Origin of the sequence: Mycobacterium simulans, assembly GCF_900232995.1 — a bacterium.
Taxonomy (GTDB): domain Bacteria; phylum Actinomycetota; class Actinomycetes; order Mycobacteriales; family Mycobacteriaceae; genus Mycobacterium; species Mycobacterium simulans.
Genome location: NZ_OCVX01000007.1, coordinates 153322 through 168027 on the forward strand (window position 1 = coordinate 153322; position 14706 = coordinate 168027).

Annotated in this window: 17 protein-coding genes; 7 read left to right on the forward strand and 10 right to left on the reverse strand. The window is 64.8% G+C overall.

Features of this window, described 5'->3' with window-relative positions:
• Positions 1-223: 223 nt before the first annotated feature.
• The 4 genes from MSIMFI_RS22845 to MSIMFI_RS28500 all read right to left on the reverse strand — a co-directional run bounded on the left by MSIMFI_RS22845 (position 224) and on the right by MSIMFI_RS28500 (position 3424).
• Positions 224-964, reverse strand: coding sequence for a TetR family transcriptional regulator (locus tag MSIMFI_RS22845; RefSeq protein WP_191499284.1), 741 nt, complete (start codon positions 962-964; stop codon positions 224-226).
• 254 nt (positions 965-1218) lie between these two features.
• The gene (locus MSIMFI_RS28490; RefSeq protein WP_224770385.1) at positions 1219-2097 is read right to left on the reverse strand and encodes a hypothetical protein; all 879 of its coding nucleotides are present in this window, start codon (positions 2095-2097) and stop codon (positions 1219-1221) included.
• Positions 2057-3196: an AfsR/SARP family transcriptional regulator gene (locus tag MSIMFI_RS28495; protein WP_224770386.1), complete on the reverse strand. Its 1140-nt coding sequence runs from the start codon at positions 3194-3196 to the stop codon at positions 2057-2059. Before MSIMFI_RS28495 ends, MSIMFI_RS28490 begins: the two co-directional genes overlap by 41 nt.
• Positions 3197-3268: 72 nt before the next feature.
• Positions 3269-3424, reverse strand: a complete 156-nt coding sequence (locus MSIMFI_RS28500) for a hypothetical protein (protein WP_224770387.1) — start codon at positions 3422-3424, stop codon at positions 3269-3271.
• A 214-nt stretch (positions 3425-3638) separates the two neighbouring features.
• Here MSIMFI_RS28500 and MSIMFI_RS22855 point away from each other — a divergent pair, with 214 nt between their 5' ends.
• From MSIMFI_RS22855 to MSIMFI_RS22865, 3 genes are all read left to right on the forward strand, one after another.
• Positions 3639-4046: a hypothetical protein gene (locus MSIMFI_RS22855; RefSeq protein ID WP_186245786.1), complete on the forward strand. Its 408-nt coding sequence runs from the start codon at positions 3639-3641 to the stop codon at positions 4044-4046.
• On the forward strand, positions 4043-4336 hold the full coding sequence (locus tag MSIMFI_RS22860) for a hypothetical protein (protein ID WP_191499285.1): 294 nt from the start codon (positions 4043-4045) through the stop codon (positions 4334-4336). Before MSIMFI_RS22855 ends, MSIMFI_RS22860 begins: the two co-directional genes overlap by 4 nt.
• Before the next feature lie 73 nt (positions 4337-4409).
• Positions 4410-4628: an Rv1893 family protein gene (locus tag MSIMFI_RS22865; RefSeq protein ID WP_186243318.1), complete on the forward strand. Its 219-nt coding sequence runs from the start codon at positions 4410-4412 to the stop codon at positions 4626-4628.
• A 17-nt stretch (positions 4629-4645) separates the two neighbouring features.
• On the opposite strand, the gene MSIMFI_RS22870 is transcribed toward MSIMFI_RS22865, so the two are convergent.
• A complete protein-coding gene (locus MSIMFI_RS22870; RefSeq protein ID WP_191499286.1) occupies positions 4646-5776 on the reverse strand; it encodes a nitronate monooxygenase in 1131 nt (376 codons plus the stop codon).
• Positions 5777-5898: 122 nt separating this feature from the next.
• On the reverse strand, positions 5899-6363 hold the full coding sequence (locus tag MSIMFI_RS22875; protein WP_191499287.1) for a hypothetical protein: 465 nt from the start codon (positions 6361-6363) through the stop codon (positions 5899-5901).
• A gap of 325 nt (positions 6364-6688) precedes the next feature.
• Between MSIMFI_RS22875 and MSIMFI_RS22880 the strand changes: the two genes are divergently transcribed.
• Both MSIMFI_RS22880 and MSIMFI_RS22885 read left to right on the forward strand, forming a co-directional pair.
• On the forward strand, positions 6689-8617 hold the full coding sequence (locus MSIMFI_RS22880; RefSeq protein WP_191499288.1) for a flavin-containing monooxygenase: 1929 nt from the start codon (positions 6689-6691) through the stop codon (positions 8615-8617).
• A gap of 10 nt (positions 8618-8627) precedes the next feature.
• The gene (locus MSIMFI_RS22885) at positions 8628-9653 is read left to right on the forward strand and encodes an alcohol dehydrogenase family protein (RefSeq protein ID WP_191499289.1); all 1026 of its coding nucleotides are present in this window, start codon (positions 8628-8630) and stop codon (positions 9651-9653) included.
• A 5-nt stretch (positions 9654-9658) separates the two neighbouring features.
• On the opposite strand, the gene MSIMFI_RS22890 is transcribed toward MSIMFI_RS22885, so the two are convergent.
• From MSIMFI_RS22890 to dtd, 3 genes are all read right to left on the reverse strand, one after another.
• Positions 9659-10435, reverse strand: coding sequence for an HAD family hydrolase (locus MSIMFI_RS22890; protein WP_191499290.1), 777 nt, complete (start codon positions 10433-10435; stop codon positions 9659-9661).
• Positions 10436-10504: 69 nt separating this feature from the next.
• A complete protein-coding gene (locus tag MSIMFI_RS22895; RefSeq protein ID WP_191499291.1) occupies positions 10505-11419 on the reverse strand; it encodes a class I SAM-dependent methyltransferase in 915 nt (304 codons plus the stop codon).
• Between the two features lie 30 nt (positions 11420-11449).
• A complete protein-coding gene (gene dtd / locus MSIMFI_RS22900) occupies positions 11450-11881 on the reverse strand; it encodes a D-aminoacyl-tRNA deacylase (protein ID WP_191499292.1) in 432 nt (143 codons plus the stop codon).
• Between the two features lie 32 nt (positions 11882-11913).
• On the opposite strand from dtd, the gene MSIMFI_RS22905 reads away from it, so the two are divergent.
• Entirely contained in the window at positions 11914-12219 is a 306-nt protein-coding gene (locus MSIMFI_RS22905; RefSeq protein WP_186243326.1) for an MTH1187 family thiamine-binding protein, read from the forward strand.
• Here MSIMFI_RS22905 and MSIMFI_RS22910 read toward each other — a convergent pair.
• Positions 12216-12710 carry a macro domain-containing protein gene (locus MSIMFI_RS22910; RefSeq protein ID WP_191499802.1) on the reverse strand — a complete coding sequence of 165 codons (495 nt, stop codon included), beginning with the start codon at positions 12708-12710 and terminating at the stop codon, positions 12216-12218. The genes MSIMFI_RS22905 and MSIMFI_RS22910 overlap by 4 nt on opposite strands.
• Before the next feature lie 133 nt (positions 12711-12843).
• Here MSIMFI_RS22910 and MSIMFI_RS22915 point away from each other — a divergent pair.
• On the forward strand, positions 12844-14706 hold a 1863-nt coding region (locus tag MSIMFI_RS22915), incomplete at its 3' end, for a PE family protein (RefSeq protein ID WP_191499293.1).

A 14706-nucleotide genomic window follows, 5' to 3' on the forward strand; every position in this document is an offset into this window, starting at 1 on the left:
TACACCACCGTTGGGAAGGATCGGAAGAAGTTCCCCGAAGCCGAATTGCAACATGTTCACCCGCGATGGGTTTCAAGCCCGTCACAGGTCTGCCCTGACACAGCACCAATCAGCGCCGCTGCACAGCGGAACGGCCTGATCGGTGCGCTTCGTTCTGAGTGACTTCATTGGGTCACGGCGGCCCCGGTCCTGGACTTGTTCGAACGGTACCTAGAGCCCGACACTATGGGCCACGACCCATCAAGCCCGCCCGCTCGGACGCTCGACTGCCTAGGCAGTATCGCTGCCCCGGCGGGAAGCCGCGCCGAGCTCCTCTGAGCGCCGCGGCGACGAGCTCTCGATCGATGGGAAAGTTCGACTCCGTGGGCGGCGGGCCGACCTCCAAGATCCCCTGTACCGCTGCGCGCAGGTACTCCCGCAAGGTGCCGTCGCTGTATCGCGCACTTCTGGTGAGGATGCGGTTGGGCAGGTCGGCAACGCAGGCTGAAATCACTTCAAGCGTCTGAGCGTCCTGGCGGTCCCACAGTTGGACCGACAGTCGCGCGATGACCTCGAGAAATTCGTTTTCGACACAGCGCAATTGATCGGTGACTTCACTCGGTAGTGCCAAGTCAACGAGTTCATAGCGACTCACGACCAAACGGAACGCTCCCGAGCCCGGATACCGCCTGGGATAGATGAGCGAGGTCTCTGCCGCCGCGAGCACCTCGTCACGAGGGTTAGCAACGGTGTGGGCATCATCGACCAAGGCGACCAACAGCTCGACAAAGCGCCGCGCGGCACGCAGCCACGCGTGACCGATGAGACCCTCGCGCGACCCATACATTTGGTAAATCGCGGCCGTAGGGACCCCGGTGATTCTGGCAACCGCTCGAATCGTCAACGCCTCGAGTCCAGCCTGACCGGTAAGCCATTCGACGGCGTCCATCACCGAATCCGGATCAAATGGCTGAGAATTCGACATAGGTCGGCGCTCGTGCACGGCGTCGCCGCTTCGCTGGATCGCGCATTTGTGCATGCCTTCGACGCCTCTCGTGGTCTCGTAATCGCCGCAACTAACTCCACCGGGTGGATGTACGACTGTGCCGCGAGGGTGATGCGCAAATGCTGCAGAATGTTGAAATGCGCAGGTAAACGCCCAAATTGACACGTTTCGCCGCGGTTGTGGCGGCTATCGCGATCGCCGGCGAGCCCGCATCATCAACTATCAAACGGGCATCACTGACTTGCTTCATAGCTGGTTGACGGTGGCACCGCCGGGACGGCCGCATAGTCGGCGTAACGCTGCAGGCTCGATCTCGCCCGAACGACCGCTTCGGCGCCGCCGGCGGGCGACGCGCTATAGGTCTCGAGTGGGTTTGCGCCCAAACTATTGACGAGGCCGTCCAACTGCGCAGCGCGCAACGGCGGAGGCTTACCCGCGTTTGCAATCGCGCAATGCAGAAACACCGCATCATCCGCCGCGCCGACCCTGGCGAAGAACCGCGTGGCGTAGCGCAACCCGACCCATTGCTCGACCCAGTCTCCGACCCGGTCCCAATGGTCGAGCGTCTCGATCAACATCCGCGCCGCAGGGGCGGGATCGCCATGCATGGCGCGAGTCCCCGCGCCTTCCAGTAATGCAATGCCGAACCACCACCTATTCCGCACCTCACCGGCCAGCCGCGCCGCCTCGTCGAACAAGAACAGCGCACGCTCCGGATCGGATTTCTTCAGCAGATAGCCAAGCGAGAAGTAGGCCATCGACCGCGCTGTGGGGTTGCCGGTAGCGTCGGCTATCTCCACCGCCTCCTGAGTGGGAGGCAAAGCGGCGTCCGAGTTGCCCAGTAAACCTTGAGCAACCGCGAGCGCGGAGATCGCCTGCACCGTGCGAATCGGGTCACCCTCACGACGGGCGCGCTCCGTCTCGCCATCCCAGTGCGCCAGGGCGCTGCGCGGGTCACCGTTGACTAGGGCCATGTCTGCCTGCACGTCGGCGGGATAGGAAATGCGCCCTGCCCCGCGACCGGGGATCCGCACACCAGCCAACGCCGCCAGGGAGCCTGCGCGGGACGGGTCACCTGCGCTCCACGCGCCGCGCGCGGCCGTACCAGCCACCGCAGCAAACAACGGATGATCCGGATCGGCAATCGCTATAACCCGTTCGGCCCAACCGCCCACCTCTTAACCGATGCGTAGGCCGACAAGCTCCGCCGACGACGCAACCAATCGCATCCCATGGTCGACATCCTCGTCGGCCATGGCTCGCTCGAAGGCCGCACGCGGCGGACTCCAACACATGCTCGCAGTTGTCAAACACCAGCAACACCTCGCGCGATCGCAAGTATTCGATCACCGACTGCTCGATGCCTAGGCCTTGGTGTTGTTGTAGCCGGAGGGCTGCGGCGACCGTGTGTCCAACGGCGTCACCGTGCTCCAGCGGTCCCAATTCGCAGATCCCCACGCCGTCGCCGAAGCGATCCTGCTCGCGTCGGGCGACCTCGGCGGCAAGCCGCGTCTTACCGACACCACCGACGCCGGTCAACATGACCAACGGGCCCGCACGCAACGCATCAACGGTGCACGCCAACTCATCCTCGTGGCCAACGAAACTGGTTGTACGCCTCAATATGCGCGAATGGGGCCGATCGCAGACAGGCGGATGCGTTGCGCGCTGATCGACCAGCTGTAGCTGCTCGGCCTCATGATCGGCGGCCTGGCCGGTAAGGATCAGCTGATGCACCTCGCACAACAACTGGCCGGGTTCCACACCGAGTTGATCGGCCAGCCGCATCCGCGTCTGACGATAGGTATCGAGCGCATCACCCTGCCGACCACACCGGTACTGGGCCAACATCAACTGCCCCGCCAACCGCTCATCCAGCGGATGCGCCGCCTGCGTCGCGATCAGCTCCACCAACAACTCACCATGCCGCCCCACCCGCAACGCCGCATCATTGCGATCCAACTCCACCGCAAACCGCTCGGCCAGCACCGCACTACGAACCTCATTGACCCACGGCGTATCCAAAAACATCAACGGCTCACCCGACCACATACCCAACGCCCGATCAAACAACCCCACCGCCTCAACCGGATCCCCACACCCACGCGCTGCGGACACCAAATATCGGAACCGATGCAAATCCACCGACAACTCATCGGTCGCCAGCATGTACCCCGCGGACCCCCGCGAAATCACCACTCCCTCAGCCACAGCCAACAGATTCCGCAACCGAGACACATATCCCGCCACCGAATTGCGAGCACGCCGCGGCGGCCGATCCGACTACACCCGATCCACCAACTGCTCCGGCGAAACGGCACGATTCACATCCACCAGCAACGCCACCAAAACACACCGACGACGCGCATGACCAATATCCAGCAGGCGCCCATAAACGCGCACCTCGACGTCGCCGAGCGCGTGAAACTCGACGGTCATTCGGCACACCCTCCCTGACAAAGGCACACAGCAAACGCAGCTATTGCTGGTGACGGAAAGCATACGATCGCAGCTTTGCAGAATCGGCGCTTCCGATAAGGCTCCCGAATCTGCCCTCAGCTCTCTCAGGCCGCAAAGGCCATAACGGCCTTGTGGGCCTGACGGCAATCGTTATGCTTTGGTGAAAGTCACTGGTGCGATGGAGGGGTGGAACATGATTCGCGAACTGCTAGCCGCAGCTGCGATCACGGGTGCCGCGATCGGTGTTGCCCCAGACGCTGGCGCCGACAACGGGCGTTGGCCCGGAGACGTACCGGGAATGAACTATGACGCCTCGCTGGGCGCCCCGTGTGACAACTATGAACGCTTCATCTTTGGACGGGGCCCCAGCGGTCAGGCCGAAGCCTGCCACTTCCCGCCGCCTAACCAGTTCCCGGCGGCCACGACCGGGTACTGGGTGATCTCCTACCCCCTGTATGGCGTCCAACAGATCGGTGCGCCATGCCCCAAGCCACAGGCTGCCGCGCAGTCGCCGGCCGGCCTGCCGATGCTCTGTCTGGGAGCTCAAGGTTGGCAAGAAGGGTGGTTCACGGGGGCAGGATTTTTCCCGCCTGAGCCATGACACGCGACCGTCAGCTTGCCGAATCGCCGATCCCACGGTGGTTACGGTTTGTGCTGACGTCTGATCGTGCCGGCTCGGCGTGGTACATCGGGGCCGGCTTCTTCTTCGCGCCAGTCCTCGCCGTGCTGTCGCCGTGGCCCACGGTCACAGCGGTGCTGTGGTGGCTCATCGGGCTGGCCGGCCTTTCGCTCGGCCTGCTTGGAATCGCTATGGCCGTAGGCCTCGCGCGGGTATTGCGGTCCGGTGCCGAAATACCGGAAAGCTACTGGCGCACCCTCGTCGACTACTGAACTTGATTCTGGCTGGGCGAATTCGCCGGGATTACAGTCGTATCAAGCGTTCGCCAAGGAATAGGAGACTCCGATGGCCTTCAACCCCAAAGATGCCGTCGATGCGGTCCGAGACATCGCGACCAACGCCGTCGAAAAGGCCTCGGACATCGTCGAAAACGCCAGCGACATCATTCGCGGGGACATCGCGGGCGGAACCAGCGGGATCGTCCAGAATTCCATCGACATTGGTACCCACGCGGTCGAGAGGGTGAAAGAGGTGTTCACCGGTCGCGACGACGACCTGGATTAATCGGCTGTCGTCCGCCGTCACACGGCGGCGGCGGCGTTGAGTTCGTCCAACCTGGTGGTGGCCTCGAGGTACTCCTGCACCCAGCGCTCGATGACGGTAGCCGTCTTCTCCACCTTGGTGAACTGTCCGACCACCTGCCCCACAGGGTTGAATGCGACGTCGACGGTCTCGTTCGGGTACTTGTTCGTTGCCCGCACCGCCATGCCGGAGACCATGTACTGCAAGGGCATACCGAGCGGCTTCGGGTTGTCCGGCTGCTCCCAGGCCTCGGTCCAGTCGTTGCGCAGCATCCGCGCCGGCTTACCCGTGAACGACCGGCTACGGACGGTGTCACGACTGCTCGCCTTGGCGTAAGCCGCTTGCTGAACAGGGGTATTCGAGGCCTCCTCGACCATCAGCCACTGCGAGCCGGTCCAGGCACCTTGGGCACCAAGTGCCAATGCCGCGGCGATCTGCTGTCCACTGCCGATGCCACCCGCCGCCAGCACCGGGACCGGGGCCACCGCCTTGACGACTTGCGGCCACAACACGATCGAGCCCACCTCACCACAATGGCCGCCGGCCTCGCCGCCCTGGGCAATGATGATGTCGACGCCCGCGTCGGCGTGCTTACGGGCCTGCGAAGGCGACCCGCACAAGGCGGCCACTTTGCGCCCCGAGTCGTGGATGTGCGTGATCATGTCCGCCGGTGGAGTGCCCAGCGCATTGGCGATCATGCTCACCTTGGAGTGTTTAAGCGCCACCTCAACCTGCGGGGTGGCGGTCGCCTCGGTCCAGCCGAGTAGCTGCAAGCTGTCCTCGGCCGCGTCTTCAACTGGAACACCGTGATCGGCAAGGATTTTGCGCGCGAAGTCAAGGTGCTGCTGGGGCACCATTGCTTGCAATGTTTTGGTGAGCTCTTCGGCGGATAGGTGCGAGTCCATTCCCTCGTACTTGTTCGGAATGACGATGTCGACCCCGTAGGGATGATCACCGATGTGCTCATCGATCCAGTTGAGTTCGATCTCTAATTGTTCGGGGGTGAAGCCGACCGCCCCGAGAACGCCGAAACCGCCGGCTTTGCTGACAGCGACAACGACATCGCGGCAATGGGTGAAAGCGAAAATGGGAAACTCGATACCGAGTTGGTCGCATATGGCGGTGTGCATGCCTGCTCCTGGGGCGCTCGCCGATCGTTCTAAGAATTGAAACGTGTTCTAGTTTAGTACGGGGGGCGTCGACGTGGCCAGCCAGGTCTTGTCGCGTCGCAACTAGAACCCGTCAGGGCCGGTCAGATCGCCAGCGTGTGCCCCACCCACAGGACCAGGAACGTGAACATGCAGCCAGCGCAGGCGAGGTGATCCCGACAGATGGATCGCGCCAGGCGACTTTGCTCGGCCGAGCTGTCGAGGCGCTTTCCGAGCCGAACCGCGCAAGGGACGGTGTGTAGCAGGGCCAGTATCACTGGAACGCCTGCGAGACCAGCCGACGTTGGCAGGAGCCACTCGAGTTGGTACCCCCGGAGGCCTTCAAACGTTAACGCGCCCAACAAGATCACCATGACCAGAGCGATCAGCCAGTTCATCGGGCGCGACGTCGTCGTGGCGCGGTGGTAATAGGCAGCAATAGACGCGAGCACGGGCTCGGGCAATTCCGCGCCCACACGTCGGTACCGCAGAACCTGGACGTCGAACATCAAATCCATCCACAAGATCGCAAGCAGGAACCCGCTGCAAGCCGTGAGTATTGGTGCCACGACGCTTATCCACCTCCGGGTTGCCACAGACTACCGGTGCCGGGACGGATTAGAACAGGTTCTAATAGCGTTCGAATGCCTCCGGGGTGCCGTGATGGTTTACGGATGCCACCCAAAATCACGGTCAGATAACCGCGTGAGCCGGGCCCCACCAGTGGGTTGGCCCTCACTCCGCTGAGCTACGGCCCAGTATGCTTGGCGCGCTCAATCGCTGGATGACAGCGCTGCGACGCCCTTGATCCCGTAGGAGACGCGGGGTAGCGTGATGCTGGCAATTACGAAACTATGGGTATCGTAATTGCAGTCCACCGAAAGGATCGGCTCGATGCGCAGCGTGTATGCCGGCGCGCCCTTTACGACGACCACAGCCGAGATCGCCGCCGCGCTAGAAGACGTCAGCATCCCCACCCTGCTCCTGTCGCTGGTTCACATCACCGGGGATCCGCGCTTTATCCGAGACTTCAAGCCCATGGGTCTGTTTCTCAATGAAATCCAGGGGTTCATGTCTGAGGAGGACAAGGCCCGGGCCCGTGCCGAGGCGCTACCGGTGATCGCCGCGTATCGAGACCGCGGCTGCCCCGAGCCCGAGCCGCTGGACCTTCGGCTCATTAGGGAAATGATGGACTGGGCGGCCTGCGAGCACGTTCTCGACGACTACCTACCGCTGCTCTTAGAGGAGATGGACCTCGAAGGGGTCGATCCTCGACGCCCGGCCGCCCTGGCGGCCGAGCACCCGGCGGAGCTGCCGGTCCTCGTGATCGGATGCGGCGAATCCGGCATCCTGGCCGGAATTCGCCTCAAACAGGCCAACATTCCCTTCACCATCGTGGAGAAGAACCCCGGTCCCGGCGGAACCTGGTGGGAAAACCGCTATCCCGGCGCCCGGGTCGACGTGGCAAACCACTTCTATTGCTACAGCTTCGAACCCAACAACGACTGGACACACTACTTCGCCGAACAGCCCGAATTGCAAGGCTATTTCACAAGAGTGATGAACGAGCACGGTCTAGCCGAGCAAGTGCGCTGGAACACCGAAGTTCTCGCCGCCGAGTGGAACGACGACGACGGCACCTGGAGCGTGTCGCTGCGCGCAGCCGACGGACAGACGAGCACCATGCACGCGCGAGTCGTCATCACCGCGGTTGGGCAGCTAAATCGACCGTATGTCCCCGAATTCGACGGTGTCGAGACCTTCGAAGGACCATCGTTTCACTCCGCCGCCTGGGATCATTCCGTCGACCTGACCGGCAAGCGCGTCGCCCTCGTGGGCGCCGGCGCCAGCGGCTTCCAGATTGCGCCGGCGATCGCGCCGGATGTCAAGCAGCTCACGGTATTCCAGCGTACCGCCCAATGGATGTTCCCAAATGTGATGTACCACGACGAAGTTGGACCCGGTGTGCGGTGGGCCATGCGACACCTGCCGTTCTACGGCAGGTGGTACCGATTTCTCCTCCTATGGCCAGGCGCCGACAAGGGCCTCGACGCCGCGCGCGGCGATCCGAACTATGCGGACCAGGACTACGCCGTCAGCGATATGAACGCCGCCGCCCGCATGATGTTCACCCAGTGGATCACCAGCCAGGTCTCTGACGACGAGCTGTTGAGCAAGGTCTTACCCGATTATCCGGCCACCGGAAAGCGGACACTGCAAGACAACGGCAGCTGGCTGCAAACACTGCAACGAAACAACGTCCAACTGGTCCGCACGCCGATCCAGCGGATAACCCCTCGCGGCATCATCACCGAAGACGGTTTGGCACACGACGTCGATATCATTGTCTACGCCACAGGATTCCGGCACACCGACGTCTTGTGGCCGCTAAAGGTCGTCGGCCGCAACGGTATCGACCTTCGCGACATGTGGGGACGACGACCCTACGCCTACCTAGGCATCACGGTTCCGGGTTTTCCCAACCTTTTCCTCATCTACGGGCCGGGCACCCATCTGGCACACGGGGGCAGCCTGATCTTTCAGTCCGAGCTTCAGATGCGTTACATCAACCTCTGCCTAGAACGCCTGGCGGAGGCCGATATTCATTCCCTGGAGCCGACGGCGGCTGCTGCCACCGAATGGCATCAACGGACACAGGCCGAAATCAAGAAGATGGTGTGGTCGCATCCCGCCGTCAAACACTCTTACTTCAAGAACGCTGACGGTGAGATCCACACCGTCAGCCCTTGGCGCCTCAGCGAGTACTGGGCCGCAGTACACCAGCCCGATTGGTCTCAATTCGTTCTACGACACCGAAAGTGAGCACGCCGACATGCGCACGGTAGTCATCGACGGGCCCGGCAACATCCGGGTCGAGACCCGTCCCGATCCGGCGCTTCCGGGGCCCGACGGCGTCATTGTCGCCGTGACTGCCGCTGGCATCTGCGGATCCGACCTGCACTTCTACGAAGGCGAATACCCGTTGGCCGAATCCGTTGCGCTCGGTCACGAAGCCGTAGGAACCGTTGTCGAGGCCGGCCCGCACGTACGCACCGTCAATGTTGGCGACCTTGTCATGGTGTCGTCGGTGGCCGGCTGCGGCGCCTGTCCGGGCTGTGCCACCCGGGACCCCGTCATGTGCTTCTCGGGCCTGCGAATCTTTGGGTCGGGCGCGCTCGGCGGCGCCCAAGCCGATCTGCTCGCCGTGCCCGCCGCCGACTTCCAGGTGCTCAAGATTCCGGACGGCATCAGCACCGAACAGGCGCTGCTGCTCACCGACAACCTCGCCACCGGCTGGGCGGCGGCCCAGCGCGCCGACATACCATTCGGCGGCACGGTGGCGGTGTTCGGCCTCGGAGCAGTAGGCCTATGCGCTCTGCGCAGCGCGTTCATGCACGGCGCTGCAACAGTTTTCGCTGTGGATAAGGTAGACGGACGTCGGCAGCGTGCGGCCGACTGGGGTGCCACACCCGTCGCACCGGCCGCCACAGAGGCGATTCTTGCCGCGACCGGTGGCCGCGGCGCCGACTCCGTCATCGACGCGGTCGCGACCGACGCTTCGCTGACCGACGCGCTCAATGCGGTGCGGCCGGGCGGCACCGTTTCGGTAGTCGGCGTACACGACCTGAAACCGTTTCCTCTTCCCGCCCTCAGCTGCCTGATGCGCAGCATCACGCTGCGAATGACCACCGCGCCGGTGCAGCGCACCTGGCCGGAACTGATCCCGCTGCTTCAGTCGGGCCGCCTCGATGTCGACGGCATCTTCACCACGACCCTGCCGTTGGACGAAGCGGCCAAAGGCTATGCGACCGCCGGGTCTCGGTCCGGCGACGACGTGAAGATCCTACTTACGCCGTAACGCGTTCACCGCGAGTAACCAGCCAAGTGATGCAGGATCCCCGCAGGCCCAACCCGCGTCGATTTCGGGAAGAGCACCGGCCATCCGTGCGCAGTCGCGACCGTCGCCAACTCGCGACGGGGGTTCACCGGCCGCGGAAAGCCGACGAGTGACATTAACGCCAAGTCTTCCTCACCATCGGCGTAGCAGTAACTGTCTTGCAGCACAACATCATTGGCTGCACAGAACTGGCGCACCGCGCGAGCCTTATTGGCGCCCCACACAATGGGTTTGACGATCCCGCCGGTCAATCGGCCGTGCTCATCGAGGTCGAAATGATTGCACAGTACGTCAGCCATGCCAAGGAAGCGTGCGACGGGCAACGCGTGGATGCTGAGCGCCGACGAAGCTAGTACCACCGTGTGCCCCTGGCGTTGGTGGGCTTGTACGATCTCGCCCATAATCGAATACACCCGCGATGCAAGTCGATCCACAAACAACTGGTGGCCCAACTTGTTTAGTTCAGCGATGGATTCACCGCGCAAGTAGCCTGCCGCCCGCGTCAACACGTGCTCAAACTGCACGCGGCCGAATCGATACCGAAGGGCGGCGTCGGCCACTCGCAGCATCTCGCCAATCCCAGCCTGGCGACGCCGAACACGATCGCCGACGTGCGCCATTGCCGTAAAGCCGTCCACCAGCGTTCCGTCGAGGTCGAAGAATGCGCCAACTCGCGGTCCGCGTGCTCCCGCATTGATTGCTTCGATTAGGTCAACCCCGCCGCCGTCGAGTTGCCTTGTCATCAGTGCAGCGTTGCAGACTCGCCTTGTATGCGAGTTGGAGAAGGCTGTAAATCCGCTGGTGGCGTGCCGCTATCGTCGCGTTGCCGTTATGTACTGCGACCGCATGAAACTGTCGATTTTGACGTCCACGTCCGGCGGGGTCATTCCGTAGCCGGCCTGCAATTCAAGCGTCGTCCGGACGGGCTCGACCGCCCATCCGTGGGCAACCAGCCACTCCGCGGGGTCGGTGGTGGTGTCGTCGTAGCTGAGGGCGGAGAAGTCCACGTCACCGGACATATTGACCCCGGGGTGGATCGCTTCCAAGGCGACGAGCTGCTCGTGATCGAAGCGTGAACCCAAGGCGCCCAAGGCAAGTCGGCTGCCCGGCGCGCACAGCTCGCCGATGCGGGTGAGCAGCGACTGCTGCGCGTCGCCGGTCAAATAGGGCAGTAGGCCTTCGACGGACCAGGCACTGGACCGTTGTGGGTCGAAGCCGGCCGCTTTCAACGGGGTTGGCCAGTCGGAGCGCAAGTCGGCTGCTACTTCACTGCGCCGGGCTTTGGGCTCAGCACCTTGTTCGCCTAGCACATGTGCTTTGAATTCAAGGACCTTCGGCAAATCGACTTCGAAAACTGTTGTTCCGGAAGGCCAGTCAAGGCGATACGCCCGAGAATCCAGGCCGGCGGCGACGATCACTGCCTGTCGTACGCCGGCGTCAGCGGCACTGCGAAAGAAGTCGTCGAAGAATCGAGTCTGCACGCCGTACAGACGTGGGAACGCGGTCTCGTCCTCCGAGGTTCCGGGGTTGGCCAGTAGGCCCGTGAGATAGGGGTCGGCTGAGGCTTCGATGAAGGACTTTGCGTATTCGTCGGTAACCAGCGGCGCTGCGCTTACGGCGTGCAATGCGCGCCATCCGGCCACCAGCAGTGCGGTGTAGCCCACGCCGCTGACGATGTCCCACTGGTCGTCGTCGGAACGTAGTGATCCAAACTTCGGTGTTGTCATCAACGCCAACGTACCCGCACCGGCAACCGCTCAGAGTTCCAGCAGGACCGTCACCGGACCATCGTTGACCAGTTCGACCCGCATGTGCGCACCAAAGACACCGGTCTCCACGTGTGCACCCAACCCACGTAATGCTCCCGCGAACACGGCGATCAATGGCTCAGCAATCGGCCCCGGTGCGGCTGCGTTCCAAGAAGGCCGCCGGCCCTTGGCCGTGTCGGCGTAGAGAGTGAACTGGCTGACTACCAAGATCGGTGCGTCGACATCGGATGCGGATTTTTCCTCGGTGAGAATACGTAGATTCCAGAGCTTTTCGGCGAGTCGCTGCGCAGTATCAGGGCCATCGCTATGAGTGACACCAACGAATGCGAGCAGGCCCTGCCGGTCCGGCCCGATGGCGCCGACCACCCGGCCGTCCACTGACACCGCTGCCGACGACACCCGTTGCACCAGAACTCGCATGGGGCTCGATGCTGCCATGCGACAGTAGAGCAGTGTCTGTGCTAGTCGCATTTTCGGTGACCCCACTCGGTGTGGGGGAGGGTGTCGGGGAGATCGTCGCCGAGGCTGTTCGCGTTGTTCGCGACTCTGGTCTCCCCAACAAGACGGACTCGATGTTTACCGTGATCGAGGGCGATAGCTGGGAGGAAGTGATGGCAGTGGTGCAGCGCGCCGTGGAAGCGGTCGCCGCTCGTGCACCCCGAGTCAGCGCAGTCATCAAGGCGGATTGGCGAGCGGGGGTCACCGACGCGATGACACGCAAGGTCGATTCCGTCGAGCGCTATCTATCCGAGCATTAGGCCTGCGCTGCGGCGCGGAAGGCCCGCTCGGCCGCGTCGCCATGGACTGCGAACACGACACGTTCAAGCGAGGCCGACTGGTGCTGTCGCACCGCGTCGACCATGAGCCGTGCCGCGTCCTCGAGCGGAAAGCCACCGACGCCGGTGCCGAATGCGACCAGCGCCAGCGAGCGGCAACCAAGCTCGTCGGCCTTTTGCAGGGTAGAAGCCGTGGCCTGGCTGATGATTTCCGATGAGGTCGGGCCGCCAAGCTCCATCGTGGCGGCGTGGATCACGTAGCGCGCCGGCATATCACCGGCGGTGGTTTCGACCGCCTCACCGAGTCCGATCGGCGCCTTTTCATTCGATTCGCGCTGCACGACCGGGCCTCCGGCGCGGGAGATCGCCGCGGCCACGCCGCCACCGTGTCGAAGCTGGGTGTTGGCCGCGTTGGTGATCGCGTCGACCTCGAGCTTGGTCACGTCCGTCTGGAGTACTTCTAACTCGGTCATCGACACATTCTCTCGCAGCCAGATCGTGAATCGAAGCTCGGCGGGATTTGCCGAAACGCAGAACTCACCCGACCCCGATGTGTAAGTTGGCGCTCGTCACTTTTCACCTGCAGGCGATGGGGAGGATGCCGCAATGTCGTACTTGACCGCCACGCCGGAACTACTGGCGGAGGCGGCCGCGAATGTGGCGGGCATCGGCGCGTCCCTCAGTGAGGCCAACCTCGTCGCGCTAGCGCCGACCACCCAGGTGCTGGCCGCGGCGGGTGATGAGGTGTCGGTAGCCATCGCGTCGCTGCTTTCCAGCCACGCCGCGGAATATCAGGCGCTGGGCGCTCAAGCGGCGACATTTCATGCCCAGTTCGCACGCGCCTTGAACGGCGCCGGCGGGGCGTATGCGCTCGCCGAGGCGGCTAATGCCTCACCGCTGGAGTTCCTCGAGCAGCAATTGTTGGGTCTGATCAACGCGCCTACCCAGCTGCTGTTGGGACGCCCCCTCATTGGGGACGGCGCTAATGGAGCGCCGGGCACCGGGCAAAACGGCGGTGCTGGGGGGATCTTGTGGGGCAACGGTGGTACCGGCGGATCCGGCGCTGCCGGGCAGGCCGGCGGCAACGGCGGTAGCGCTGGTCTCTGGGGCAACGGTGGGGCCGGCGGTACGGGCGGTACCGGCGCCGGCGCCGGCGGCAGGGGAGGCAACGGCGGCTGGCTCGTCGGCAACGGCGGTACCGGCGGTGTCGGCGGGACGGGAGAGGCCGGCGCGTTGGGTCAGGCCGGCCTAACAGGCGCTACCGGCGGCAAAGGCGGCCAAGGCGGCACCGGCGGAATGGGCGGTGCCGGCGGTAACGCGGGGCTGTTGTTCGGCAATGGTGGAGTCGGCGGCCAAGGCGGTGCGGGCGGCGTCGGCGGTCAGGGCGGCCTCGGCGGCAACGGCGTGACCGGTGTGCACGGCATCGACGCCGGCACCGGCGGCGACGCCGGCAACGGCGGCATCGGCGGCATGGGCGGCACCGGTGGAGTAGGCGGGGCCGGCGGCAACGGCTCAATGTTCGGCGGCCAGGCCGGCGCCAACGGCAACGGCGGTATCGGCGGCGACGGCGGCGTCGCCGGGCTTGGCGGTACCGGCGGCGCCGGCGCGGCCGGCGACGCTGCCAACCCAAACGGCGGCGCGGGCGGTCACGGGGGTAACCCAGGGACTCCAGGCGGCGGCGGCAACGGCGGCGCCGCTGGCGGGGCTGGCGCAATCGCGGGGGCGAACGGCGCTACCGGCGCCGTCATCGCCAGCGGCGGCGACGGTGGCGCCGGCGGCGCTGGCTTCGACGCCAGCAGTGGCGCGGTCCTGGGCGCGAACGGGGGCAACGGGGGGGCCGGCGGAGCCGGCGGCAAGTTCGGCAATGGCGGTGCCGGCGGAAACGGCGGCAATGGCGCGCAGGGCGCCCCCGGCACCAACGGTGACAGCGCGGGCGAGGGTGGCGGCAACGGCGGAACCGGCGGCAACGGCGGCAGCGGCGGCAATGGCGGCGCCGGCGGCGCGGTGTCCGGCAACGGAGGTAACGGTGGATTCGCCGGCGCCGGCGGTGCTGGCGGGGACGGTGGTAGCGGTGTCGACGGTGCGCCCGGCGTGGTCGAGATTAACGACGGCGCCGGCGGCGACGGCGGCGCCGGCGGTAGCGGCGGCAACGGCGGCAAAGGCGGGATGGGCGGCCTCGGCGGCGCAGCCATAAACGGCACCGCGGGATTGGACCGCGACGGTGGGGCCGGCGGCAGAGGCGGCACCGCCGGGCTGGCCGGCAATGGCGGCAACGGAGTGAGCTCAGACGTCGCCGAAGGCGGCAACGGCGGCAGGGGCGGTGATGCCGGTAGCGGCGGCAACGGCGGGGGCGGCGGGCAACGGCCAGGGGGGGGCCAACGGGGGGACCGCGGGGGCGGCGGGGGCGGCCTCCTTCGCGGGGCGGGCGGGGGGGCGGGGCGGGGGGGCCGCGGGAGCGGCGGGGGGCGG

Bases quoted from the DNA above. Each gene is read 5' to 3' on its own strand.
- dtd (WP_191499292.1), bottom strand. From the start codon at position 11,881: ATGCGAGTTCTGGTGCAACGGGTGTCGTCGGCAGCGGTGTCAGTGGAC.
- MSIMFI_RS22845 (WP_191499284.1), bottom strand. From the start codon at position 964: ATGTCGAATTCTCAGCCATTTGATCCGGATTCGGTGATGGACGCCGTC.
- MSIMFI_RS22865 (WP_186243318.1), top strand. From the start codon at position 4,410: ATGGCCTTCAACCCCAAAGATGCCGTCGATGCGGTCCGAGACATCGCG.
- MSIMFI_RS22870 (WP_191499286.1), bottom strand. From the start codon at position 5,776: ATGCACACCGCCATATGCGACCAACTCGGTATCGAGTTTCCCATTTTC.
- MSIMFI_RS28500 (WP_224770387.1), bottom strand. From the start codon at position 3,424: ATGACCGTCGAGTTTCACGCGCTCGGCGACGTCGAGGTGCGCGTTTAT.
- MSIMFI_RS22860 (WP_191499285.1), top strand. From the start codon at position 4,043: ATGACACGCGACCGTCAGCTTGCCGAATCGCCGATCCCACGGTGGTTA.
- MSIMFI_RS22910 (WP_191499802.1), bottom strand. From the start codon at position 12,710: ATGACCGAGTTAGAAGTACTCCAGACGGACGTGACCAAGCTCGAGGTC.
- MSIMFI_RS22885 (WP_191499289.1), top strand. From the start codon at position 8,628: ATGCGCACGGTAGTCATCGACGGGCCCGGCAACATCCGGGTCGAGACC.
- MSIMFI_RS22895 (WP_191499291.1), bottom strand. From the start codon at position 11,419: ATGACAACACCGAAGTTTGGATCACTACGTTCCGACGACGACCAGTGG.
- MSIMFI_RS22855 (WP_186245786.1), top strand. From the start codon at position 3,639: ATGATTCGCGAACTGCTAGCCGCAGCTGCGATCACGGGTGCCGCGATC.
- MSIMFI_RS22880 (WP_191499288.1), top strand. From the start codon at position 6,689: ATGCGCAGCGTGTATGCCGGCGCGCCCTTTACGACGACCACAGCCGAG.
- MSIMFI_RS22890 (WP_191499290.1), bottom strand. From the start codon at position 10,435: ATGACAAGGCAACTCGACGGCGGCGGGGTTGACCTAATCGAAGCAATC.